General features: G+C 38.7%; 19 protein-coding genes and 1 tRNA gene. 6 read left to right on the top strand and 14 right to left on the bottom strand.

Annotated elements, in window-relative coordinates; genetic code table 11:
* Positions 1-108: 108 nt before the first annotated feature.
* The 3 genes from CGC50_RS13375 (at position 109) to ybeY (ending at position 2392) form a co-directional block, all read left to right on the top strand.
* Complete coding sequence (locus tag CGC50_RS13375) at positions 109-870, top strand: exodeoxyribonuclease III (RefSeq protein ID WP_095911204.1); 762 nt, start codon at positions 109-111, stop codon at positions 868-870.
* A gap of 3 nt (positions 871-873) precedes the next feature.
* Positions 874-1914 carry a glycosyltransferase family 9 protein gene (locus CGC50_RS13370; RefSeq protein WP_095911203.1) on the top strand — a complete coding sequence of 347 codons (1041 nt, stop codon included), beginning with the start codon at positions 874-876 and terminating at the stop codon, positions 1912-1914.
* Between the two features lie 61 nt (positions 1915-1975).
* Positions 1976-2392 (top strand): rRNA maturation RNase YbeY, encoded by a 417-nt coding sequence (gene ybeY, locus CGC50_RS13365; RefSeq protein ID WP_095911202.1) that lies wholly within the window; start codon positions 1976-1978, stop codon positions 2390-2392.
* Between the two features lie 60 nt (positions 2393-2452).
* On the opposite strand, the gene efp is transcribed toward ybeY, so the two are convergent.
* The 10 genes from efp to CGC50_RS13310 form a co-directional block, all read right to left on the bottom strand.
* Positions 2453-3019 carry an elongation factor P gene (gene efp, locus CGC50_RS13360; protein ID WP_002665415.1) on the bottom strand — a complete coding sequence of 189 codons (567 nt, stop codon included), beginning with the start codon at positions 3017-3019 and terminating at the stop codon, positions 2453-2455.
* A gap of 18 nt (positions 3020-3037) precedes the next feature.
* Positions 3038-4438, bottom strand: a complete 1401-nt coding sequence (fumC, locus tag CGC50_RS13355) for a class II fumarate hydratase (protein ID WP_095911201.1) — start codon at positions 4436-4438, stop codon at positions 3038-3040.
* Between the two features lie 209 nt (positions 4439-4647).
* The gene (locus CGC50_RS13350; protein WP_095911200.1) at positions 4648-5181 is read right to left on the bottom strand and encodes a hypothetical protein; all 534 of its coding nucleotides are present in this window, start codon (positions 5179-5181) and stop codon (positions 4648-4650) included.
* Between the two features lie 14 nt (positions 5182-5195).
* Positions 5196-5555 carry a hypothetical protein gene (locus tag CGC50_RS13345; protein WP_040359152.1) on the bottom strand — a complete coding sequence of 120 codons (360 nt, stop codon included), beginning with the start codon at positions 5553-5555 and terminating at the stop codon, positions 5196-5198.
* Positions 5556-5744: 189 nt separating this feature from the next.
* Positions 5745-6359 (bottom strand): hypothetical protein, encoded by a 615-nt coding sequence (locus tag CGC50_RS13340; RefSeq protein ID WP_095911199.1) that lies wholly within the window; start codon positions 6357-6359, stop codon positions 5745-5747.
* A 198-nt stretch (positions 6360-6557) separates the two neighbouring features.
* Positions 6558-7142 (bottom strand): hypothetical protein, encoded by a 585-nt coding sequence (locus CGC50_RS13335; RefSeq protein WP_095911198.1) that lies wholly within the window; start codon positions 7140-7142, stop codon positions 6558-6560.
* 281 nt (positions 7143-7423) lie between these two features.
* Positions 7424-7750: a hypothetical protein gene (locus CGC50_RS13330; protein WP_232781151.1), complete on the bottom strand. Its 327-nt coding sequence runs from the start codon at positions 7748-7750 to the stop codon at positions 7424-7426.
* A 509-nt stretch (positions 7751-8259) separates the two neighbouring features.
* A complete protein-coding gene (locus CGC50_RS13320; protein ID WP_095911196.1) occupies positions 8260-8811 on the bottom strand; it encodes a hypothetical protein in 552 nt (183 codons plus the stop codon).
* A gap of 145 nt (positions 8812-8956) precedes the next feature.
* Positions 8957-9030 (bottom strand) — tRNA-Asn (locus CGC50_RS13315).
* 141 nt (positions 9031-9171) lie between these two features.
* Complete coding sequence (locus tag CGC50_RS13310) at positions 9172-10170, bottom strand: glycosyltransferase (protein WP_095911382.1); 999 nt, start codon at positions 10168-10170, stop codon at positions 9172-9174.
* Between the two features lie 227 nt (positions 10171-10397).
* Here CGC50_RS13310 and CGC50_RS13305 point away from each other — a divergent pair, with 227 nt between their 5' ends.
* Entirely contained in the window at positions 10398-12740 is a 2343-nt protein-coding gene (locus tag CGC50_RS13305; RefSeq protein ID WP_095911195.1) for a penicillin-binding protein 1A, read from the top strand.
* A gap of 86 nt (positions 12741-12826) precedes the next feature.
* Here the strand turns inward: CGC50_RS13305 and CGC50_RS13300 are convergent, their stop codons facing one another.
* The 4 genes from CGC50_RS13300 to CGC50_RS13290 form a co-directional block, all read right to left on the bottom strand.
* Positions 12827-14320, bottom strand: coding sequence for a YfcC family protein (locus CGC50_RS13300; RefSeq protein WP_095911194.1), 1494 nt, complete (start codon positions 14318-14320; stop codon positions 12827-12829).
* A gap of 195 nt (positions 14321-14515) precedes the next feature.
* Positions 14516-15970, bottom strand: a complete 1455-nt coding sequence (locus tag CGC50_RS13295; RefSeq protein ID WP_095911193.1) for a sugar-binding protein — start codon at positions 15968-15970, stop codon at positions 14516-14518.
* Between the two features lie 159 nt (positions 15971-16129).
* Positions 16130-16576, bottom strand: coding sequence for a hypothetical protein (locus CGC50_RS14230; protein WP_232781150.1), 447 nt, complete (start codon positions 16574-16576; stop codon positions 16130-16132).
* Positions 16542-17591, bottom strand: coding sequence for a sugar-binding protein (locus tag CGC50_RS13290; RefSeq protein WP_232781149.1), 1050 nt, complete (start codon positions 17589-17591; stop codon positions 16542-16544). Before CGC50_RS13290 ends, CGC50_RS14230 begins: the two co-directional genes overlap by 35 nt.
* Before the next feature lie 713 nt (positions 17592-18304).
* Here CGC50_RS13290 and mrdA point away from each other — a divergent pair.
* Together mrdA and rodA are read left to right on the top strand one after the other, a co-directional pair.
* Positions 18305-20170: a penicillin-binding protein 2 gene (gene mrdA / locus CGC50_RS13285; protein WP_095911192.1), complete on the top strand. Its 1866-nt coding sequence runs from the start codon at positions 18305-18307 to the stop codon at positions 20168-20170.
* 8 nt (positions 20171-20178) lie between these two features.
* Positions 20179-21444, top strand: coding sequence for a rod shape-determining protein RodA (rodA, locus tag CGC50_RS13280; protein ID WP_095911191.1), 1266 nt, complete (start codon positions 20179-20181; stop codon positions 21442-21444).
* Positions 21445-21573: the final 129 nt, after the last annotated feature.

Here is a 21573-nt window from a genome sequence, read left to right as displayed (position 1 = left end):
GGGCAAAGGTATAACTTTTTTCTCATTAATCGGCACTTATTCCAAAGAAAAATATCCCTATCATTTCTCCATTATTTTTACTACTTTTGCACTTTATTTCGCAATGCAATGAAAATATTTTCTTACAATGTAAATGGTATCCGTGCAGCCATGAGCAAGGGCTTTACTCAATGGCTCAAAGCAGCTGACCCTGATGTAATCTGTCTTCAGGAAATCAAAGCCTTAGAGAGTCAAATAGACCTATCTGCTTTAGAAGAGATTGGCTATACCTATCATTACTTTCATTCCGCTGAAAAAAAAGGATATAGTGGCGTGGCTATCCTCTCCAAGACGGCTCCTACACAGGTAGAAGTAGGTGCTGGTATCGATTATATGGACAGGGAAGGACGTATCCTAAGGGCTGATTATGGGGATCTCTCCATCATGAGCTTGTACCTACCTTCAGGAACGAATATCGACCGCTTAGATCACAAACTACAATTCATGGCGGATTTCCAAAATTATATCAACGAACTCAAAAAGACTCATCCCAATCTGATCATCTGTGGGGATTATAATATCTGTCATGAGGCTATCGATATTCATGATCCTGTGCGCAATGCTAATGTATCGGGCTTTCTTCCAGTAGAACGCAAGTGGTTGGACGATTTCCTCAAAAGTGGCTTTATCGATAGTTTCCGCTTCTTTCACAAGGAACCTCACAACTATTCTTGGTGGAGCTATCGTGCCAATGCCCGAGCCAACAACAAGGGGTGGCGCATTGACTATTGCTTGGTAGCTCAGCCCTTAGAAAATCGATTGCTCAGAGCGGCCATTCTCCCCGAAGCAAAGCATAGCGATCATTGTCCTATTTTAGTAGAAATACAATAATCTATGGCAAAGAAACCTACCAATCATCTACTGGTCATACGCCTTTCTGCCATGGGAGATGTAGCCATCAGTGTACCCGTACTGATGGCGCTTACCCAGCAGTATCCTGAGCTTAGGCTCACGGTACTCACCCGACCGCTCTTTGCCCCGCTCTTTGCTCACCTGCCCAATACAGAGGTCTTCCCTATCGATCCTAAGGGACGGCATAAGGGGCTCAGGGGACTGTACCGCCTATTCCGAGAGCTCAAAGCGCTGGGAATTGACAAGGTAGCTGACCTGCATGGGGTGCTAAGAACACATATACTGAGGGGCTTTTTCGCTTTCTCTTCTATTCCTTTTCAGCAGATCGACAAAGGAAGGAAAGAGAAAAAAGCGCTTACACGTGCCAAAAACAAGGTCTTCACTCCCCTACTCCCTACCTACCTGCGCTATGCCAAGGTATTTGAGGCTTTAGACCTTCCTATTGCTTTAGACAGACCTTTCTTTGCTCCCAAGCCAGTGCTCTCTGAGCCTCTCAAAGAGCTATTATCCGATACGCTCAATATAGGTATTGCTCCTTTTGCCTCTCACAAGGGAAAGGAATATCCTTTTGAGAAGATGAAAGAGGTGATCCTATCTCTTTCGCAAAGATACCCCAAGGGAAAAATCCTTATTTTCGGAGGGGGAAGGCGCGAGAAGGAGCTTACAGCTAGCCTTCCTGCACTGGAGAATGTGGAATGTGTGATAGGGCGTTTTTCGTTTGAGGAGGAACTTGCGCTTATTGCACACCTCTCCTTAATGATTGCTATGGATAGTGGCAATGCTCACTTAGCAGCTATGTATGGAGTTCCTACCCTGACCCTTTGGGGGGTAACGCATCCTTATGCTGGCTTCGCTCCTTATGGTCAGCCCTCAGACTACACACTGATGGCTGACAGAGAACAATACCCCCTAATCCCTACCTCGGTCTTTGGTAATAAATATCCCGAAGGATACGAAAAATCTATAACAACCATCTCTTTACATAACATTTTAGACAAAGTAACCTCTATTTTAGAAAAATAAACTACCTTATTTTATTTGTTTTTTTATACTTTTGTCCCTGTAAAAAAATCTAAGTTACTCCATGATACATTTTTTTTATGAGCTTCCTTTTTCTCTACCCAATGATGAGGAAGACTTTCAGCGTTGGATTCAGCTTATTATAGCCTCCGAACGCAAAAAGGAGGGAGATATCAACTACATCTTCTGTAATGATGAGTATCTGCACAAAATCAATGTCGATTATCTCCAGCATGATACCCTGACAGACATTATCACCTTTGATTATGGTAAGGACAACCTACTGTCCAGTGATATCTATATCTCTATCGAGCGGGTGAGGGAGAATGCCCAAGAATTTGGGGTGGACTTCTCCACGGAACTGCTTCGGGTGATGTCCCACGGTATTCTTCACTTATGCGGCTATAAGGATAAGACTCCTGAACAATCACAGCAAATGCGCCAAAAGGAAGAGGAGAAAATGGCACTCTTCCTAAAATAGAAAAAACCTTTGAGGGGCGAACCACTCAAAGGTTTTTTATTTCTTGGAAAGAGAAGGAAATTAATCCTTCATGCGCTCTACATAGGTACCTTTTTCTGTCTCTACCTTGATACGATCTCCTTCGTTGATGAACAAAGGTACATTCACTGTAGCCCCTGTCTCCACAGTAGCAGGTTTGGTAGCATTGGTAGCGGTATTGCCCTTTACGCCTGGTTCTACATGGGTTACTGTAAGAATCACATTGGCAGGCATTTCTACCGAAAGTGGGGTCTCATCCTCAGCATTGAAGATGATCATCACCACTTCGCCTTCTTTGAGCAAATCAGGATAATCCAACATATCACGACGAATGTGTACCTGATTGAAATCCTCTACATTCATGAATACCAACTCGTCTCCTTCTGGATAGAGGTACTGGAAAGAACGGGTCTCTACACGTACATCATCTATCTTGTGCCCTGCAGAAAAAGTATTGTCAATAGTCTTTCCTGTGGTTACACTCTTGAGCTTGGTTCTCACAAAAGCAGGCCCTTTGCCTGGCTTTACATGAAGAAATTCAATAATCTTGTAAATGTCATGATTAAAACGGATACACAATCCTTTCTTAATATCAGCTGTACTTGCCATACTATTTATATAATTAATTTATTTCTTAAGACTTCCGACCATATCCTCTGGACGCACCCATGCGTCAAACTCTTCAGGGGTTACATAGCCCAAACGAATGGCTTCTTCGCGGAGAGTGGTGCCATTTTTGTGTGCGGTATTGGCTATCTCTGCCGCTTTATAGTATCCTATCTTGGTATTGAGAGCGGTCACAAGCATAAGACTGTTATTGACCAACTCTTTGATACGAGCATAATTAGGCTCTATACCCGATGCACAGTGTTCTTCGAAACTTACACATGCATCCCCTATAAGGCGTGCTGATTGTAAGAAGTTCGCACAGATCACAGGCTTGAAGACATTCAGTTCGTAGTGCCCTTGAGTAGCTCCTACACTTATGGCTACATCATTTCCCATCACTTGAGCCGCTACCATGGTTACCGCTTCACACTGAGTAGGATTTACCTTCCCTGGCATGATAGAACTTCCTGGCTCATTGGCAGGAATCAAGATTTCTCCAATACCACTGCGAGGACCTGAAGCCATTAGGCGTATATCATTAGCTATCTTATTGAGTGACACAGCTATCTGCTTGAGCGCTCCGTGAGATTCCACCATGGCATCATGTGCTGCCAAGGCTTCAAACTTGTTCTGCGCTGTCACAAAAGGTAATCCTGTAAACTGTGCTATATACTTGGCTACCAATACATCATATCCTTGTGGAGTGTTGATTCCTGTACCTACTGCGGTACCCCCTAAGGCCAATTCACTAAGGTGTGCCAATGTGTTCTTCAAGGCTTTGATACCATGTTCTATCTGGGAAACATACCCTGAAAACTCCTGCCCCAAGGTAAGTGGAGTAGCATCCATCAGGTGAGTACGACCTATCTTCACTACACCCTTGAAGGCCTCAGACTTCTTCTGTAGGGTGTCTCGGAGTTTCTCCAAGCCTGGAAGGGTCACCTCTACTACCATCTTGTAAGCAGCTATGTGCATGCCTGTAGGGAAAGTATCATTAGAGGATTGGGATTTGTTCACATCATCATTTGGCTGAAGTACTTTTTCTCCTTCTCCTATCTTTCTTCCTGCCAACTGTTGTGCACGATTGGCAATAACCTCATTCACATTCATATTGGATTGTGTACCAGAACCTGTCTGCCAGATAACCAAAGGAAACTGATCATCAAGTTTTCCTTCCAAAATCTCATCACATACCTTGGCGATAAGGTCACGCTTTTCCTGAGAAAGCACTCCCAATTCGCAATTGGCATACGCAGCAGCTTTCTTCAAATAAGCAAAACCATAAATTACCTCCCTGGGCATGGAGGCTGGTTCTCCTATCTTAAAATTATTTCGGGAACGCTCTGTCTGTGCCCCCCACAATTTGTCAGAGGGTACTTTCACCTCGCCCATGGTGTCTTTTTCTATACGATATTCCATCTTGATATATAAGTTTTAATGGTTCTTCCACTTGGGGAAAAAGAACTTTTCTTTTCCACGTACAAAAGTATATCTTTTTTTTTAGACTACCAAATTTTTTTTCTTACAGAATCAAGACTTTTCAAACCGCTCCCTGCCTCTATAGAGTTTCTAAGAGAAGCCATCTCACGAGTTCCTAATTGATTTTTTCAACATAGCTGACATATTAGCTATTGTACCATTTTCAGAGGTCTAAACTTAGGCAACAAAGGTTCTTCATAAAAAGTAAGAATCTTTTTATAGGCATCTTTATCTGTAAGGTTGATGATAAATTCTCTAAAATTCCCACCAGCATAATACACTCCTACAGGAAAATTTGCTAAATATATAGGATATTCACCTTCCTTAGACTCTCTTATATCCCAAAAAACAATTTCCCCATTCTCACCAAACATAAAAGGCTCTGCATTGGCAATCAGATTATAGTTATCAGCATTTTTAAGCATCATAAGAGGGGTCTCAAGGTATTTCTTTAAAATATTTTTCAAATAAATATTTTGATTCTCCAAAGAATCACAGAACGGATTCCCTTTCCCCATTGGAATATAAGTTAGAAAAAGCTCTAACAATAGTCCATATCCCAACTCTTTCGAAAATTCATAGTATGAAGGAGGAATAGCCCAATTCCCTATATGATAACTGGAATCTAAATCATCACTAATAGTGACTATTTCATTCTCTATGGTCAATAGTTCGTTGTACATATTATTATTTTTCTTTAATAATATAAATAGACAAATAAGATCAATAATACAAATAAGATACTATCTATTATAAGAAGCTTAAATTCTTTGTTTTTATACAATGAAATAAATAAGAATATCTTTGCTATAGAGATAAGTAGCAGATGAAATACTCCTTGAAAAACTCCCGCAAGTTTACTCTGATTTCCTTCCAATTCTTGATAAAATTCTATAGGTAATGAATCAAAAAAGAATAGAATGGCAATAAGCAAATACTGATAAATAATAGCCCCCACAAAAGAACTATGCTTATTCCATTTGAATATCCAAAACCATAAAAAAATAATGAAAAATGGAAACGTTGTGAAAAAAATTTCTAAACCTGCTTTTATCATCTTAAAATATTAAATAAGCGTATTGTGAATTACTCCTCCACCAATGGCGCGTTTCGTGCTGCTCGCTCCCTCTATTCATTAGGCTTTAAAAACTCTCACCTCTATAATGGGTAAGAAAAATAGCGCTTGGAATCTTTTGTAATAGGTCGATGAGTAGATTGCTGAGATTTCAACAAAACATCTGGAACATTACCCATTACCTAACTTTTCCTCTAATAAAGAAAGTGTATTCGAATAGTCGTTTTTTAAATAATCATTAAATAATTTTGAATTAATATGTAATTTAATAATATTTATAATCTTTATAATTATTTCTTTAGGTATTATTTCTTCATCACGAATTGTTTTCTTTATTCCTATAAGAAAATTTATTATTGACTTTTTTTTAGGAATTATATTTGGTATTGAGACCAAATAATCCCATCTATATTCCCAGTTATAATACTGAGGAAATGAGAATATAAATAAAGATACATAATAATTAGCTTTTTTATTAGATATTGCTTTTTCCAAAAATTCAAATATTTCATCAGAAGGGGAAAAGTTATAACGCTCTACAATATTACCTAAACTTGATATAACATTTATTAATATGTTTGAATTAGAATAAAAAGTTCTTCCTATTTCAAGTATATCTTTAATTAAAATTCTATCAGTCAATATCGAAGTGTAATATGAAGAATACTCTTTTCTTGGAAATTTTTCAAATTCTTTCATTATTTCCTCTAAGGAAAGTTCATCATAAGATTTCCAACTATATAAATTATATCTTATATTTTCTAATATTCTGATATTCTTTTTCATAACTTAATTGCTATTACATATTCCCCTCTTTTTCATCTACTTTAGTTGTAGTTACATTTTTCATATGATCATCCTCTTTGGTGCATTTCGTGTTGCTCGCTCCCTTACATTCATAAATCAAGAAGTAGAAATAAAGCTTTAACAACACACCTAAAACATTACTTTATGGGGAGAACATTATCCAATATTATCATTATTTTAAATACAGAGCACTTCTATTAAATCCTTTTTAATTATTAGTTTGTGCTCGATTAGTTTATCTGTTATTTCTTGAGAGGCAAACAAACTATAACCCTGTTCAAAATCATATCCGAACTCTAAATTACTTCTATAAAAAGTATTCGGTTTCAGCTTTTGTATTACATCAGCATCCATATACGAAGGAACACTACCATAAACTCCCATATACAAACCGCACTCATTGCATTTATTTTCAAATTCGATGGGGCGTTTTGTCTCGTTAATCACAACTTGTTGGGAACATTCTACCAAATAAAAGCCTTTACTTTTAGGTATGGAATAGAATACAAGCCCTTGCCAATCCAAAACCTCATATAAATCCTTAAATTCTTGCGACACTACCTTAAAACCATCATAACTGCAGGATAAATGGTATTTCTTCCTTTTTATCGTATATGTAGGCAAATGTTTCTCTATAAGATTTCTTTTATCTAAAATCATTTTGCAAGTAGAGCAAGTAATATATTTATGTCTATCTACTTTACTAACTTCCAGCAGGTAGCTATCATTGTCATAAAACTGTAATTCAAAGTATTTCATCATTTACAACCTGTTTTTCTATAATTAAGGATGTTGGACAAAGAAATCAGCCCAAACCTATGGATATTTCTTTTTGTTCTGTGAATAAAATTCTGCCAAAGTGTCTAAATGTTCTTGCCTCATAAAATTTTGTCTTATAACCATTCCTAAGTTTCCTTCCCACTGGCGCGTTTTTTGTAGCTCGTGCCTTACATTCCTATAACAAAAAGTAGAAATAAAGCTTTGACTCTTTTGTGTTTCTCTGACTGGTAAGACATTGAATCTTTAACAACACTCCTAAGACATTACCCTTTTTTCCAGTTAATATATCGTGTGTTTAGTACTTCTTTCCATTCTTCACTTGGACATTGGTTAATAATTTCCAAATATTGTTGTTCGTTTTGCATTAAAAAACTTTCAATGAGTCTTACTAAGTCCCAATGTAAGTCATAGAAAAAACCTTCAGGGAAAATAGAAATTATTACTTTTGCTTCTTCAAGACTAATCGGACTTTCTATGTTAGAAATCAAAGAGTCATATTTTTCTATTAGAGACAAAATACCCTCTGTATCTTCTAATGTTTCTGTGGGCATTCGCCCAATATTTTTTAATTCTAAAACTTCTTTTCTCATAGTTATTAGCAAGTTTTTCAGTATTAACCTTATCGGGTCTTGACTTATATACATATTCACCCACTGAGGCGAGTGTGTTGTTCATGCCTTAATCTCCATTGGCCTAATATAAAGTTACTTCATATTCGTTAAAGTTACTGAAAATCAGAAACTTAAAAATATAAAAAAACATTTTTCAAATAGAAATCATCCAGCCTAATATAAAAAATAACACCCATATAATATGTAACACCCATATAATTATTCCTCCTTCAGTATTTCTAATCTTCTTTTGCCAAAGGTATAATAACAAAGAACTAATCACTACATACACTCCAAACAATATGTAATACAATTGATATTGCCACAGAGGAGGTTTATATATTTCATAATCTGATCGTTGCATCAAATCTTCTGAATCAAACCAGACTCCAGCCATCCAAGAAAACTGAAATATCGCAAAAATATTGTAAATCCAAAATAAAAATATAATTCTATATAGTTTCATTATAAAAAAATTCTTTTCTAACTTAACTCCTTTTTAAAAGATCAGTCAAATAATTTAACAAAGCAGTCCCCACTGGAACGAAAGCAGCGAAGACCTTCCCTGAACCAGAGAATAAAGCAATACATCCAAGTATAGATAATATCAATAAAAGTATTCCCCATATGATAATAGAAAGCTTATTAAGTTTGTAAAAACCATAGGTAAGAACCCATAGAGGAAGTGCTAAAAATATGAAATATACCGAAAAGAAAATTCCTATTGTTGCAGCCAAAGAAAATAAAGAAAATACTACTAATGAAACAATAAAGGGTATAGAAAGGCGCAATTCTGCTTTCTCTTCTTCTTTATCTTTTTGGATTTGTTTTAATATTTCACAATAAAATTGAAACTTATAACTTTGCCTTACTTCTTCTTCCGAATAACCTACATCTCTTAGTCTTCTTATAATCTCTTGAGGTTGGGCATAAGCTCGTATGAGTTCATCTATCTCTTTTTCCATAAAAGGATCTGTCTCAATAACAGTTGTATCTTTATTATAAGACTTCAACAAAGGAATATCAGACTCTTCTTTCATTGCTTTTTTATAAATCTATTTATTGGAAATTTTACTTGTAATTTTTACCATGTCGTTTACCTTGCTGATTTGTAAATTTACAAATCTAATTTTAGGGCAAAAAAAATAAAGGTAACACTTTGAGTATCAAAGTATTACCTTGTTGCTCCCCCTACTGGACTTGAACCAGTGACCCTCTGATTAACAGTCAGATGCTCTAACCAACTGAGCTAAGGAGGAATGAATTTTTATTTGGAAAACCTGATTTCTTTATCAATTTTCCGAGTGCAAAATTACAACATTTTTTGATACTGACAAATTTTTTCTGTACTTTTTTTCTTATTTCTTGAAAATATTTTTTAACTGATTGATTTTCAATATTTATTTTTTGAAAAATAATTTAGGAAACAGCTCTTCGGGAGACTTTTTACTACTCAAAATCCTCAAAGTCGCGCCTAAAAATCCTGTTCCGTAAGCGTAAAATTGCAAACAAACCGCCCAAACTGATAAATATCCGATCTGGCTGCTGTGATTGATTCGCTTGCTATCAAAGAAAATTAGGATAAAATAGGCTATATATATAAATATAAATCCCCATTCTCCTACAAATAATAAAAGTAAAGATAAGAGAAAGCCTATGAGGAAAAGAGTAGGAAACCAATGTACTATCTTCCTTGACTGTGGGTGCCACCTGTTGAGGATCGCACGTGTTTGTCCGAATTTCTTAACTTGTTGGAAATACTTCTCCCAAGAAATGCGCCTTTTGTGATACACAAAGGCTTCCTCTACAAAGGCTGTTTCAAAACCTTTTTGCCACAAGCGTAGGGTAAGATCGGGGTCTTCCCCAGGGTGTATACGACCAAAGCCTCCTGTAGCTTGGAAAGCCCTGCGAGAGAGCCCCATATTGAAGCTACGAGGCTCGAACTTACTCACAGCTCGCTTATTCCCTCGTATCCCTCCGGTGGTCAGTAGCGAAGTCATCGCATAGTTAATCGCCTTCTGGATAGGGGTAAAGTGTTCTGTCGCTGCATCCGCACCCCCAAAACAATCTACATAGTGCCTTCCCAAGAACTCATCCACTGATTCTAAATAATGATCCGGTAACAGACAATCGGAATCCAATATGATAAAGTAATCTCCAGAAGCTCTCTCCATGCCATAATTCCGAGAATCACCTGGTCCTGAATTTTCTTTTTCTAAATAGGTAATTGCTATCCTTGAGGTATACTCCGCCACCACTTCTCGGGAGGAAAGGGTAGAGCCATCTTCTATAACTATTGTTTCAAAATCACCTGCAAATGTCTGTGCGGCTATGGTTTCCAAAAGTTCTTTCACCTCTTCTGGACGGTTATATACAGGTATGATCAGGGAGTATTTCAAGGACATTTCTTTTTGTTAAGGTTATTTCTCAAGGACAAAGGTAGTAAAAACATTTGTTTTTATAAGGCTTTTGAGGAATATTTTTTTTATAAACAATTATGTGTATAAAAATCACTAAATTACCAAAATCATTCTTTAAATAAATCATAATTTCCGCACCTAAGAACTATAATTGTAAATATTATTGTACATTTGCCACAAATTTGAAAAGTCTTAATGCACTGAATATGGGAACTAAAAAAGCAACACCCTCCAAAGGAGCTTTTTCGAGAAAGAGATTGTTAAAATACTTTTGGGGCACTATCCTTGTGGGAATAACCGCAGTGATATTTGTCTTCCTATTAGCCTCATGGGGCGCTTTTGGAGAAATGCCTGATTTCAAGGGATTAGAAAACCCTGAAACAAATTTCGCTACTCGTATCTACTCTTCTGATGGTAAGATATTGGGCAAATTCTACTTCAATGACAACCGTACAGCTGTCACTTACAAGGATCTACCCGAACACTTAGTCAATGCGCTGATAGCCACTGAGGATGAGCGTTTTGAGAATCACTCCGGTATCGATATGCGCGGTACACTACGCGCAATCGTCTTCCTCGGTAGGCGAGGAGGAGCTTCTACCATTACACAACAGCTGGCCAAGCTACTCTTCCATCGTGAGGGGTCTAAAAAAACGAGTGAACGCTATTTACAGAAAATAAAAGAATGGATTATCGCCATTCGTCTGGAAAGACAATATACTAAAAAAGAGATACTTACAATGTATTTCAACCAATATGACTTCAACAACAATGCCGATGGTATCCGCTCGGCTTCTCGTATCTATTTTGGCAAAGAGCCCAAGGATCTCAAAATAGAGGAAGGGGCTATGCTGGTAGGTATGTTCAAGAACTCGTCCTTATACAACCCAAGAAAGAACCCTCAAGGGGTCATCAACCGTCGCAATGTGGTACTCGCCCAGATGGAAAAGAATCACTACCTCACAACCAAAGAAAAGGATTCCTTACAGAAACTCCCCTTACAGCTGAACTTCAATCCAGAAGGGCACAATGAGGGGATCGCTACTTATTTCCGTGAACACCTACGTTCCTTCATGAAGGACTGGGTTAATAAGGAAGAAAACCTCAAGCCTGATGGCTCTAAGTATGACATCTATTCCGATGGACTTAAGATATATACCACTATAGATTCTCGTATGCAAGCCATAGCGGAGGAAGCGGTAAAGAATCACATGAAAAACCTACAAAAGGCTTTCTTCAAGGAGAATAACATAAAGAATAACAAGACTTTCCCCTTTGTAAAACTTTCCAAAGAGGAGATCGATAAGCTCATGGAACGTGCCATGAAGAACTCCGAGCGCTGGGCACAGATGAAGTACTTAGGCCATTCTGAAAAGGAAATCCGTGATTCCTTCTATAAGAAAACACCTATGCAGGTATTTTCTTGGCATGGCACTATTGATACAATCATGACTCCTTATGACTCTATCCGTTACTATAAGGCTTTCTTGCGTACAGCTATCATGTCCATGGAACCACAGACAGGACATATCAAGGCGTGGGTAGGAGGAATTGATTATAACAATTTCAAATACGACCAAGTATACCAAGGGGCTCGTCAGGTAGGGTCTGCCTTCAAATCTTTTGTATATGCAGCGGCTATTGACCAACTCGGTTATACCCCTTGTACCCAGATTCCTGATGTAAAAACCTGTATAGAAGCTGGCAAATTTGGCAATGGAAAAGAGTGGTGCCCTCACAATGCTAATGGTAGTTATAGTGGAAAAATGATGACCCTAAAAGCAGCACTGGCCAACTCGATCAACTCAATCACAGCCAAGCTCATGGACGATGTGGGTCCTGTACCTGTAGTAAAACTCATCAAGGACTTGGGGATCACTTCCAATATCCCTGAACTACCTTCTATCGCTTTAGGTTCTGCTGATATTACCCTATTCGAAATGGTAGGTGCTTATGGGGCTTTTGCCAACCAAGGGAACTACAGAAAACCGGTATTTATCACCCGTATAGAGGATAAGGACGGACGTATATTATATGAATATACTCCAGAGGTAAGAAATGCTATCAACCCTGTAAAAGCCTATACCGTAGTGAAGCTGATGGAAGGGGTTACTCAGTCTGGTTCTGGGGCTCGATTGCGCACCAAAGGAGCTGATGGGTATAACAATATTTATAAGAATGTTATCACTGGCTATCCTTATGCCTTTAAGAACCCTATCGCAGGAAAAACGGGAACTACACAGAACCAATCCGATGGATGGTTCATGGGAATGGTGCCTAACTTAGTAACTGGCGTATGGGTAGGTGGTGAAGATAGGTCTGTCCACTTCAAGGGGATACAACTGGGACAAGGAGCTACTATGGCGCTGCCTATATGGGGCTACTACATGAAGAAAATCTATGAAAACAAAGACTTAGAGGTATCCACTGCCCCCTTCCCTATTCCTAAGGACAAAGACGGTGCAAGTATGATTAGCAGTTCAGACCTTGACTGTAAGGGCAATGACCCTGTAGAGACTATAGGTGATGACTCTGAAATAAACTTCTAAGAAATACTTATATTTCAAGATAGAGGAGATAAGCTCAAGAGCTTATCTCCTCTTTTCTATAGTATATTTATTTTAGAAATATCCTTCTATAACTGTCCACTATCTATCCATAGCAGAAGGGTAAGGACAACGGCATAAATAACCATCAAAGGCCAAGCAAATCGAAGCCATTGGTTATAATTGACATTGACCATAGTCAGCGAAGGAAGTGTCATCCCTGTAGGAGTGATCAGCGCCATCATTCCCATACCGAAGAGGTAAGCGGTCACCACATTGTCCCCCTCTACCCCTACAACTGTTGCCAAAGCCCCCATAATAGGCATAGTGAGCACAGCCATACCGGAACTGGAAGCGATAAATAAACTCAATACCCCAAAAATAAGCATCAGTATAGGTAAGAAAAGCATAGGAGACATCCCCTGTACCAGCTCTGTCGCATAGTAGAGTATAGTACCTGATATCTGTCCTTCGTTCAGGATAAAAGAAACCCCTCTGGCTATACCTATGATAAAGGCTACTCCCAAAAGATCTCTGGCACCTATGAGGAAATGCTCTATGAACTTCTCCTCGCCTGTACGCTGAAGAATTGCTATCACGATAGCTGCTACCAAGAATAAGCCCGTCATCTCCTGAAACCACCACCCCCACTGGGAAACTCCTACAATCATTACTACAAAGGTAAGTGCAAAGATAAATAACTGTATCTTGGTAGAAAATTTCAAACTATGGGTTGTTTCCGGTGTATTGGAGGCATATATTTCAGGTACAGCAGTTCCATATACCAACGATTTTTCAGGATTCTTCTTTACTTTTTCCGCATAGCGAATGATGTAAACAATACTAATGACCAAACAAAGTACCAAAGCCACAGCACGTATGGTAAGTCCAGAAGTCCAATCGACTCCCGCAGCATCCGAAGCGATAATCACCGCAAAAGGATTGGCTGTAGATGCCAAAGACCCCACATTGGCACTTACAAAAATTACCGCCAAAGGCACCAACAGATCATAGCCAGCTGCTAAGAAAATAGGCACCAACATAGGGTAGAAAGCCAGCGTTTCTTCTGCCAAGCCGAAGGTAGTCCCCCCCAGCGCCATCAGGGTAGAGAGCACGATAATGAGAATTCCCTCCTTCCCTCTGAAGCGATGTGCCAGATAGCCCACCCCCTCATTGAGCGCCCCTGAGCTATTGAATACTCCTATAAAGCCCCCTATAAAGAGTACAAAGAGAATCAAGCTCACCGCTTCATATATTCCCTTGATAGGTGCAAAGAGTACCTCTGTGATTCCTTGTGGAGTTGCTTTGCGCTCTTGGTAGGTATTAGGAATAGAGATTGGGTTCTTGATCTTCTGTTCTTTGAACTTGTCAAGAGTAATGGAGATATTGCGACTGGTAAGCGCCTCTTGAGTAGCGGGTACTTCCTGAGTCTTATCTACACTTTGAATCACAAAAACATCTTTACCCTTATCATACCAAAGTGTATCATACCCACCTGAGGGTAAGAGCCAAGTGAGGGTTGCAGCAAAAATCATAACTATCACAAGGACAGTGTAGGGTGTCGGAAATTTTATTTTTTTCATCTTTTATAATAATTTTTCTTGCATAAGAATCATTTAGAGCAACTTATATAGCCCAATACAATCGTACAAAGATAGTAAAAAATAGAGTAAAATCAACAAAAAAACGAAATTATCTTTATCTTAATCTCAAAAGAGAAAGACTACCCCTATTAGGATAGTCTCTTGTATAAAAATAAACAACTATAACCGTTTTAATTACTCCTGTGGCTTGTGATATTCTATGGTACGTTCTGTGATATAAGATCCTTTACCATCAGTATATTGGATACGCTCTATCCAATTTTTGTAAGCATCCGTTTTGAAATGCTGGGTGAGCTTGGAGGTAAGATCCCCCTGTGGATTGAAAGTACGGGTCTCGATAAGTTCTCCCTTAGGATTATAGAAATATTTAAAAGTATACGCTAAGCTTCCATTGAAGTTGTACCCCTGTTGCTCTACCTTTTGATTTTTTTCATTATATTTATAAGTTTCCTTCTGAGCGGGTGCCCCTTGTGCATCATGCTCTACCATTTCAGTCACATTTCCTTTGGTATCATAGGTATAGGAGATCTTCTGTACTTGTTTGTCATTCTTATCAAGGGTAGTACGAGAGGTTTCATTGCCATTCTCATCATAGGTATACACATAGTTAAACTGAGGTTTGTCCTTGTTGTCCATGCTTTTCACCTGAGTGATTTTGCGATTATCATCATAAACATACACATCCTTTTTCCAGAGTACTCCTGCATTATTATACTCTTCTACAAAGAAGAGCTTAGGGTCAGGAATCTCATCATAAGAGAGTTTTTTAGGTTCCTCTTCTTTAGGTTTTTCAGTACCAGCCGAAGGATTCTTAGTAGGATGCTCACTTGCCTTGGCATCATATACATTAACCTCTGTTCTATTTCCTTTGTTATCATAGGTATAGACGAACTTTTTCCAGAGTACCCCTTTGATACGTAGCTCATCCTCTATGAGGCTATTGATTTTTTCAGGTGTGATATGTTCGGTAAAGAACTCTTCCTTTTTAGCAACTTTTCCTTTGTCATCATACTCCCACTTGACCTGATAAGCTGTTTGGTTTTTGACTGTAATTGTTTTTTCCACCATATGATTGGCGGTATCATAGCGACAAGATTCTCTACTGATGAGTGTTCCCTGAGCATCGAAGCTATCACGCTCTAACTGGTTGCCCCTGTTATCATAGCGATATACATAGCGCCAGAGGAGCATTTGCTTATCATCATAGGAAGCTTCTTCAGTTTTTTGACCTTTCTTGTCATAGCGATAGACTACTTTCCCTTTGAAACCCTCTTCTCCTTTCTCTAATGGAGCTACTTTTTTAATTTCCTTTTTTACAGGAGCTACTTTTTTCACATCACTCCCTTCGTATATATAGCTTGCTGTCCACCACACACTTCCATTAGGATAATAGGCGATTTTCTCGGTCATATTTCCTTTTTTGTCATAGGAGATCAGAAAATTTTCCATTCCTTTTTCTATTTCTCCTTTGCCATAATTTCCACCTCCCTTATCCAAAGCCTTGTAAGTAATCACACGGATACTACTTACAGGTCCATTGAGAGATTTCTTATAATTTTCTTTTCCGGTGCTTTGTGCAAAAGCAGCACAACACACCAACCCAGCAATAGAGAGGAGCGACTGTTTCATCTTATAATATATTTACTTATTTCCGAGGTACAAAAGTATAAAATTATTTAGTGAAAACATAAGAATAACATTTATTTAACATAAAAAAGACTACTTTAAAAAAAGTAGTCTTTCGAAAGTCTATGATTTTTGACCTTAATTTGTGTACAAAAATCAATTTTATGGATAATATTCTATAGTACGTTCTGTGATATAAGTAGCCTTACCCTCAGCATATTGAGTAAGTTTTATCCAATTGTTATGGTCATCCAATTCGTATTCCTGAACCAGTTTGGAAGTCTGTTCCCCTTTAGGGTTGGTGGTTACAGATTCTACACATTCGCCCAAGTGATTGTAAGAGAACTTAATAAGGAAAGCCAGTGAACCATTGGTATTGTGTCCTTGCTGTTCTATGATCTGGTCTTTGTCATTGTACTTATAAGTATTGCGCTGGATCAGTTCCCCATAAGCGTCATATTCAGCACGTTCCAAGAGGTGACCTTTGAGGTCATACAAATGAGTAGTCTTTTGAATCATCTCATTACTCTTGTCATAATTGATACGCTCTATTTCTCTGCCCTTAGTATCGTACTTAATAAGTGTAGCGGAAGAGCGGTTTCCCTTCATTATCGACACTTTTCACCTCAATGATCTGACCTTTGTCATCATACACATAAGTATCCTTTTTCCAAAGATTGCCCAAGTTGTCATGTTCGTCGGTATAAAGGAGCTTAGGATTGGGTAGCTCATCATAAGAAGGTTGTTTAGGTTGCTCTTTTTTAGGCTGTTGTGCACCTCCGGCATACTTAGGAGCTTCCTTTTTCTGAGCGTCATAGACATTCACTTCTACACGATTTCCCTTGTTATCGTAAGAATATTTTATCTTTTTCCAGAGTACCCCCTGAGTATTGATCTCATCAATGACGAGCTTATCTAGTTTTTCAGGAGTGATTAGTTCAGTAAAATATTCCTCCTTTTCAACAACTTTCCCCTTGTCATCATACTGCCATACACACTTATAAGCAGTTTGGTTATTCATAGTAATGGTTTTTTCCAAGACTTTTTCATTGGTATCATAGCGATAAGATTCACGAGAAATCAAGTTGGCCTGTGTATCGAAGTTATCTTTTTCCAAGAGATGACCCTTATTGTTATAACGGTATACATAGCGCCAGAGGAGTGTCCCTTTAGAGTCAAAAGAAGATTCTTCAGTTTTCTGTCCTTTTTTGTCGTATCGGTAAACAACCTTACCACGGAATCCCTCTTCTGTTTTTTCTAAGGCTACCTTTTCCTTAGGCTGTACCACCATTTTCTCAGGCACCTCCTTAGGGATATCACTCCCTTCATATACATACTTTTTGGTATACCACACCTTTCCATTGGTGTAATAAGCTACCCTATCGGTTACATTTCCTTTTTTGTCATAGGAAATCAGAAAGTTGTCCATTCCTTTGGCCACACTTCCCTTTCCAAACTTTCCACCTCCTTTGTCTAAGGCTACATAAGTGGTGATACGTACACTCTTGACATTCCCCATCAAAGTGTTTTTGTAATCTTTCTTACCCGTTTGTTGTGCAAAAAGAAAGGTAGAAAAACAAGTAAAGAGTAAAGCTTTTTTTGCTCTTGGTAAAATCAGTTTCATGCTAATTAGTTATTAAATTTCTACATTACGTTTTAGTCTCTATAATTGTTCAGTTAAAAAAATTGTTCTTCTTGCATTAGAGTAAAATAGTATAGAATCTGTAGGTATCTTTATTTTTTTGCAAAAATACGTTTTTTATTTTAATTCACAATCTATTAAAATCCCTTATAGTCTTTTATTATACAATGTTCAAATATAGTAAAATTGATTATCAATGAAATAAAAATAAAGTTAAAATTATATTTAACTAAATATAACTATTTAAAAAAAATAATCCATAATAATTTACAAATAGTAGAAGGAAAAGATTATCTTAATTTTGTCGTATATAAAACGGTTATATAACAATTCTTTATCATTTTTGCAAAAAGATTATATCAATGTATTATTTTGTATTCTTTTTTATTCCATCTACCTAATGGGTTATTATTTTATAAATGGCCTCATAAAAAGTTAAAAAAAGAGGTATTTTTCCCTATTTCGTTCTTTGTATTTTGTAACGAATTTAGAAAAATATTTTACTTCAACTATCCGATTGATAGATTTTTACCTATATCTTCTATTTTTTTACATAAATAGACAGAAAAAAACACTTTCTTTTTTTCTTATCAAGGAAATGTGAAGAGCCTTCCTATAATTTACCGTTTTTTTATATTGTAGCTTTCAGATATAATGCTTATTTTTGCCACGCTGAATTAGCACCCTTAGATAAGATGAAAAAGATATTTCTCCCATTTGTTATTTGTGTGGGAACCCTCTCTATATTAGCTCGACTTTTTTATTTGCAAGTGCTTGAAAAAGAATCCCGTAAGGATAGCATAGCCAGTGATGTAGCCATCGAAGTGTCCTATGACTATCCCGAGCGTGGTTACATATACGATCGCAATGGCAAGCTACTGGTGACCAACCAATCTGCCTATGATATCATGGTCATTCCCAGAGAAGTAAAACCCTTAGACACCTTGGAGTTCTGTAACCTTGTAGGTATTGATATTGTACGTTTTAGGGAAGAGCTTGACAAAGCAAAGAAATATTCCTACCGCAAGCCTTCAGTTTTTGTGAGCCAACTCTCCAAGGAAGAATATGCTCCCCTACAAGAGAAGCTGAGAAAGTTCAGTGGTTTTTTTGTACAAAAACGCTTGCTCAGGCACTATGAGACCTATAGTGGTGCCAACGTATTGGGATATATCAGTGAGGTCAATGATTGGGAGCTCAAGAATAACCCCTATTACTTAGCTGGAGAGATCATCGGTCGGCAAGGAGTAGAAAAACAATATGAGGATTTCCTAAGAGGGAAAAAAGGGGTTCGCTACCTACAGAAAGACAAGTTCAACCGTGTGATAGGCTCCTATAAGAACGGGGCTTATGACACCCTTCCTGTAGCGGGAAAATCCTTAGAACTGACCATAGACAACGATCTACAAAGCTATGGAGAGATCCTCATGCAGTGTAAGCGAGGGAGTATCGTCGCTATAGAGCCCAAGAGTGGCGAGATCTTAGCGCTTGTCTCCGCTCCTTCGTATGATCCCAACCTACTGGTGGGGCGCAAGCGTTCACAGAACTACACCCTACTATACAATGACTCCATAGCCAAGCCTCTTTTTGACAGAGCCCTTTTGGCGGAATATCCTCCGGGGTCAACCTTCAAGCCCTTCACTGCCCTTTTAGGCTTACAAGAAGGGGTGATGACCCCACAATCAGTAGTCTCTTGTAATGGTGGTTATCACTACGGGAACCGAGTAATGAAGTGCCACGCTCATGCCTCGCCACTGGATATGCTACATGCTATTGCCACCTCTTGCAACGCCTATTTTGCACACGAATATCGGAAAATCATAGAGAAATACCCCACCCCAGCACAAGGGATTACCGCATGGGGGAATGACCTAAGGAGTTTCGGCTTTGGGGAATATTTAGGCAGTGACTTCCCTATAGGGCGTAAGGGATATATCCCAGATGCTGCCTTCTACAATCGTCACTATGGAGAGAATGGATGGCGCGCCACCACCAATATCTCCAACGGGATAGGACAAGGAGAAGTCTTAGTCACTCCGCTACAGCTGGCCAATGCCTTATCGGCTATTGCCAACAAGGGGGACTACTACACCCCTCACATTGTCCGAAAGATAGATGGGAAAACCACCCCCTTCACCCAATATACAGAAGTGAAGCATACCCGTGTGGCTCCCCAATACTTCGACCCTATCATCAAGGGGATGAATCTTTCCTACACAGGAGGTACCTCCCGAGGCACTCAGATAGATAGTGTGAATGTGGCTGCCAAGACAGGAACAGCTGAGAACTATATCCGTGTCAATGGCAAGCGTATGCAGCTTACAGACCACTCTATATTTATGGCTATGGCACCTATAGAAGATCCTAAAATAGCTATCGTCGTAGTGGTAGAAAACGGATACTTCGGCGCCCGTATTGCCGGACCTATAGCCTCACTTATGATAGAGAAATACCTCACTAAGAATGTGAAAAGAAAAGACCTCGAGAAACGAATGATTGAGAAGAGCTTAGAAGAGGAATATGCTAAGCCCTACTCAGGACGACCTTTTTCTATTAACCAATAAACAATATTATGCTCAAATATCTTGACTGGATCAGTGTCTTACTATACTTTGCTTTGGTGACCATCGGATGGGTCTGTATCTATGCCACAGGCTATAATGAACATACGACCAACCTGATGGATTTTTCGCAACATGCGAGCAAGCAGCTATTTTTTGTTTGTACCAGTGTGTTGCTTATCCTCTTCATTTTGGCTATAGAAGCCCAATTCTATGAGAATTCGGCAGAGATTTTTTATATTTTTGCTATACTGCTCTTGGTAGGAGTACTCATCTTTGGGAAGACGATCAATGGAGCCAAGGCGTGGTATGCTTTGGGGCCAGTGACGATCCAGCCGGCAGAGTTTGCCAAGACGGCTACAGCACTGCTCTTTGCCAAACAGCTAAGCCATATCCAGACGGATATTCGTCGTTTTAAGGATTTGCTTAACGTGCTAGTAATCATTGTAGTTCCCTGTTTTTTGATCATTTTACAACCAGACCCTGGGAGTACCTTGGTCTATGGGGCTTTTATCTTTGCCCTGAACCGCGAGGGAATGAGTTCGTCCTTTGTCTTTCTGATGTTGTTGTTTCTGAGTGTTTTTCTATCCACTCTCAAGTTTGGCATGGGCAATACAATTACCTTTTTCTCGTTACTTACCTGTATATATGGATATTGGGTAAAGAAACAAAAGGGGCATATTCCCTATAAGAATGTGTCTTTATTGGTCTTGCTATGTGTGCTGACTTCCTTTTCAGCCAATTTTATCTTCTACAATGTCTTCAAACAACACCACCGAGACCGCTTTAGCCTATGGTTGCGCTTGGAGAATGAGATTACTGACAGCCAGACCCTACGCCAGACTGTGGCCTACAACACCCTACAAGCCGAATCGGCTATCTCTTCCGGTGGACTGTCAGGAAAAGGCTTCTTGGAGGGTACCCTCACCAAAGGGGACTTTGTTCCAGAACAGCATACCGACTATATCTTCACCACCTTGGGTGAGGAATGGGGCTTCTATGGTACCACAACTGTGACCCTACTCTTTGCTATACTCTGCCTAAGAATATGGTATCTGGCTGAAAACCAGAGATGCAAATTCTATCGTATCTACGGATATTGTGTAGCAGCTATCTTTTTCATTCACTTCTTTATTAATATCAGTATGGTCATAGGAATCATGCCTACCATAGGGATTCCCCTACCCTTTTTCAGCTATGGAGGCTCTGGACTGTGGGGATTTACCATGCTGCTGTTTATCTTCCTAAGGCTAAATATGAATAAGGAAAAACACTAAGCAATGATCAATGTTCAATGATCAATGATTAATGATATGTCAGAGCACTGTTCTCTGACCTCTGATCACTGATCACTGACCTCTGCTCACTGCTCACTGCTCACTGTTCTAAAAAAATTTCTTTTTCTC

The sequence above is a fragment of the Capnocytophaga gingivalis genome, from assembly GCF_002302415.1.
GTDB lineage: Bacteria > Bacteroidota > Bacteroidia > Flavobacteriales > Flavobacteriaceae > Capnocytophaga > Capnocytophaga gingivalis.
This window is presented reverse-complemented; position numbering and strand designations above follow the sequence as displayed.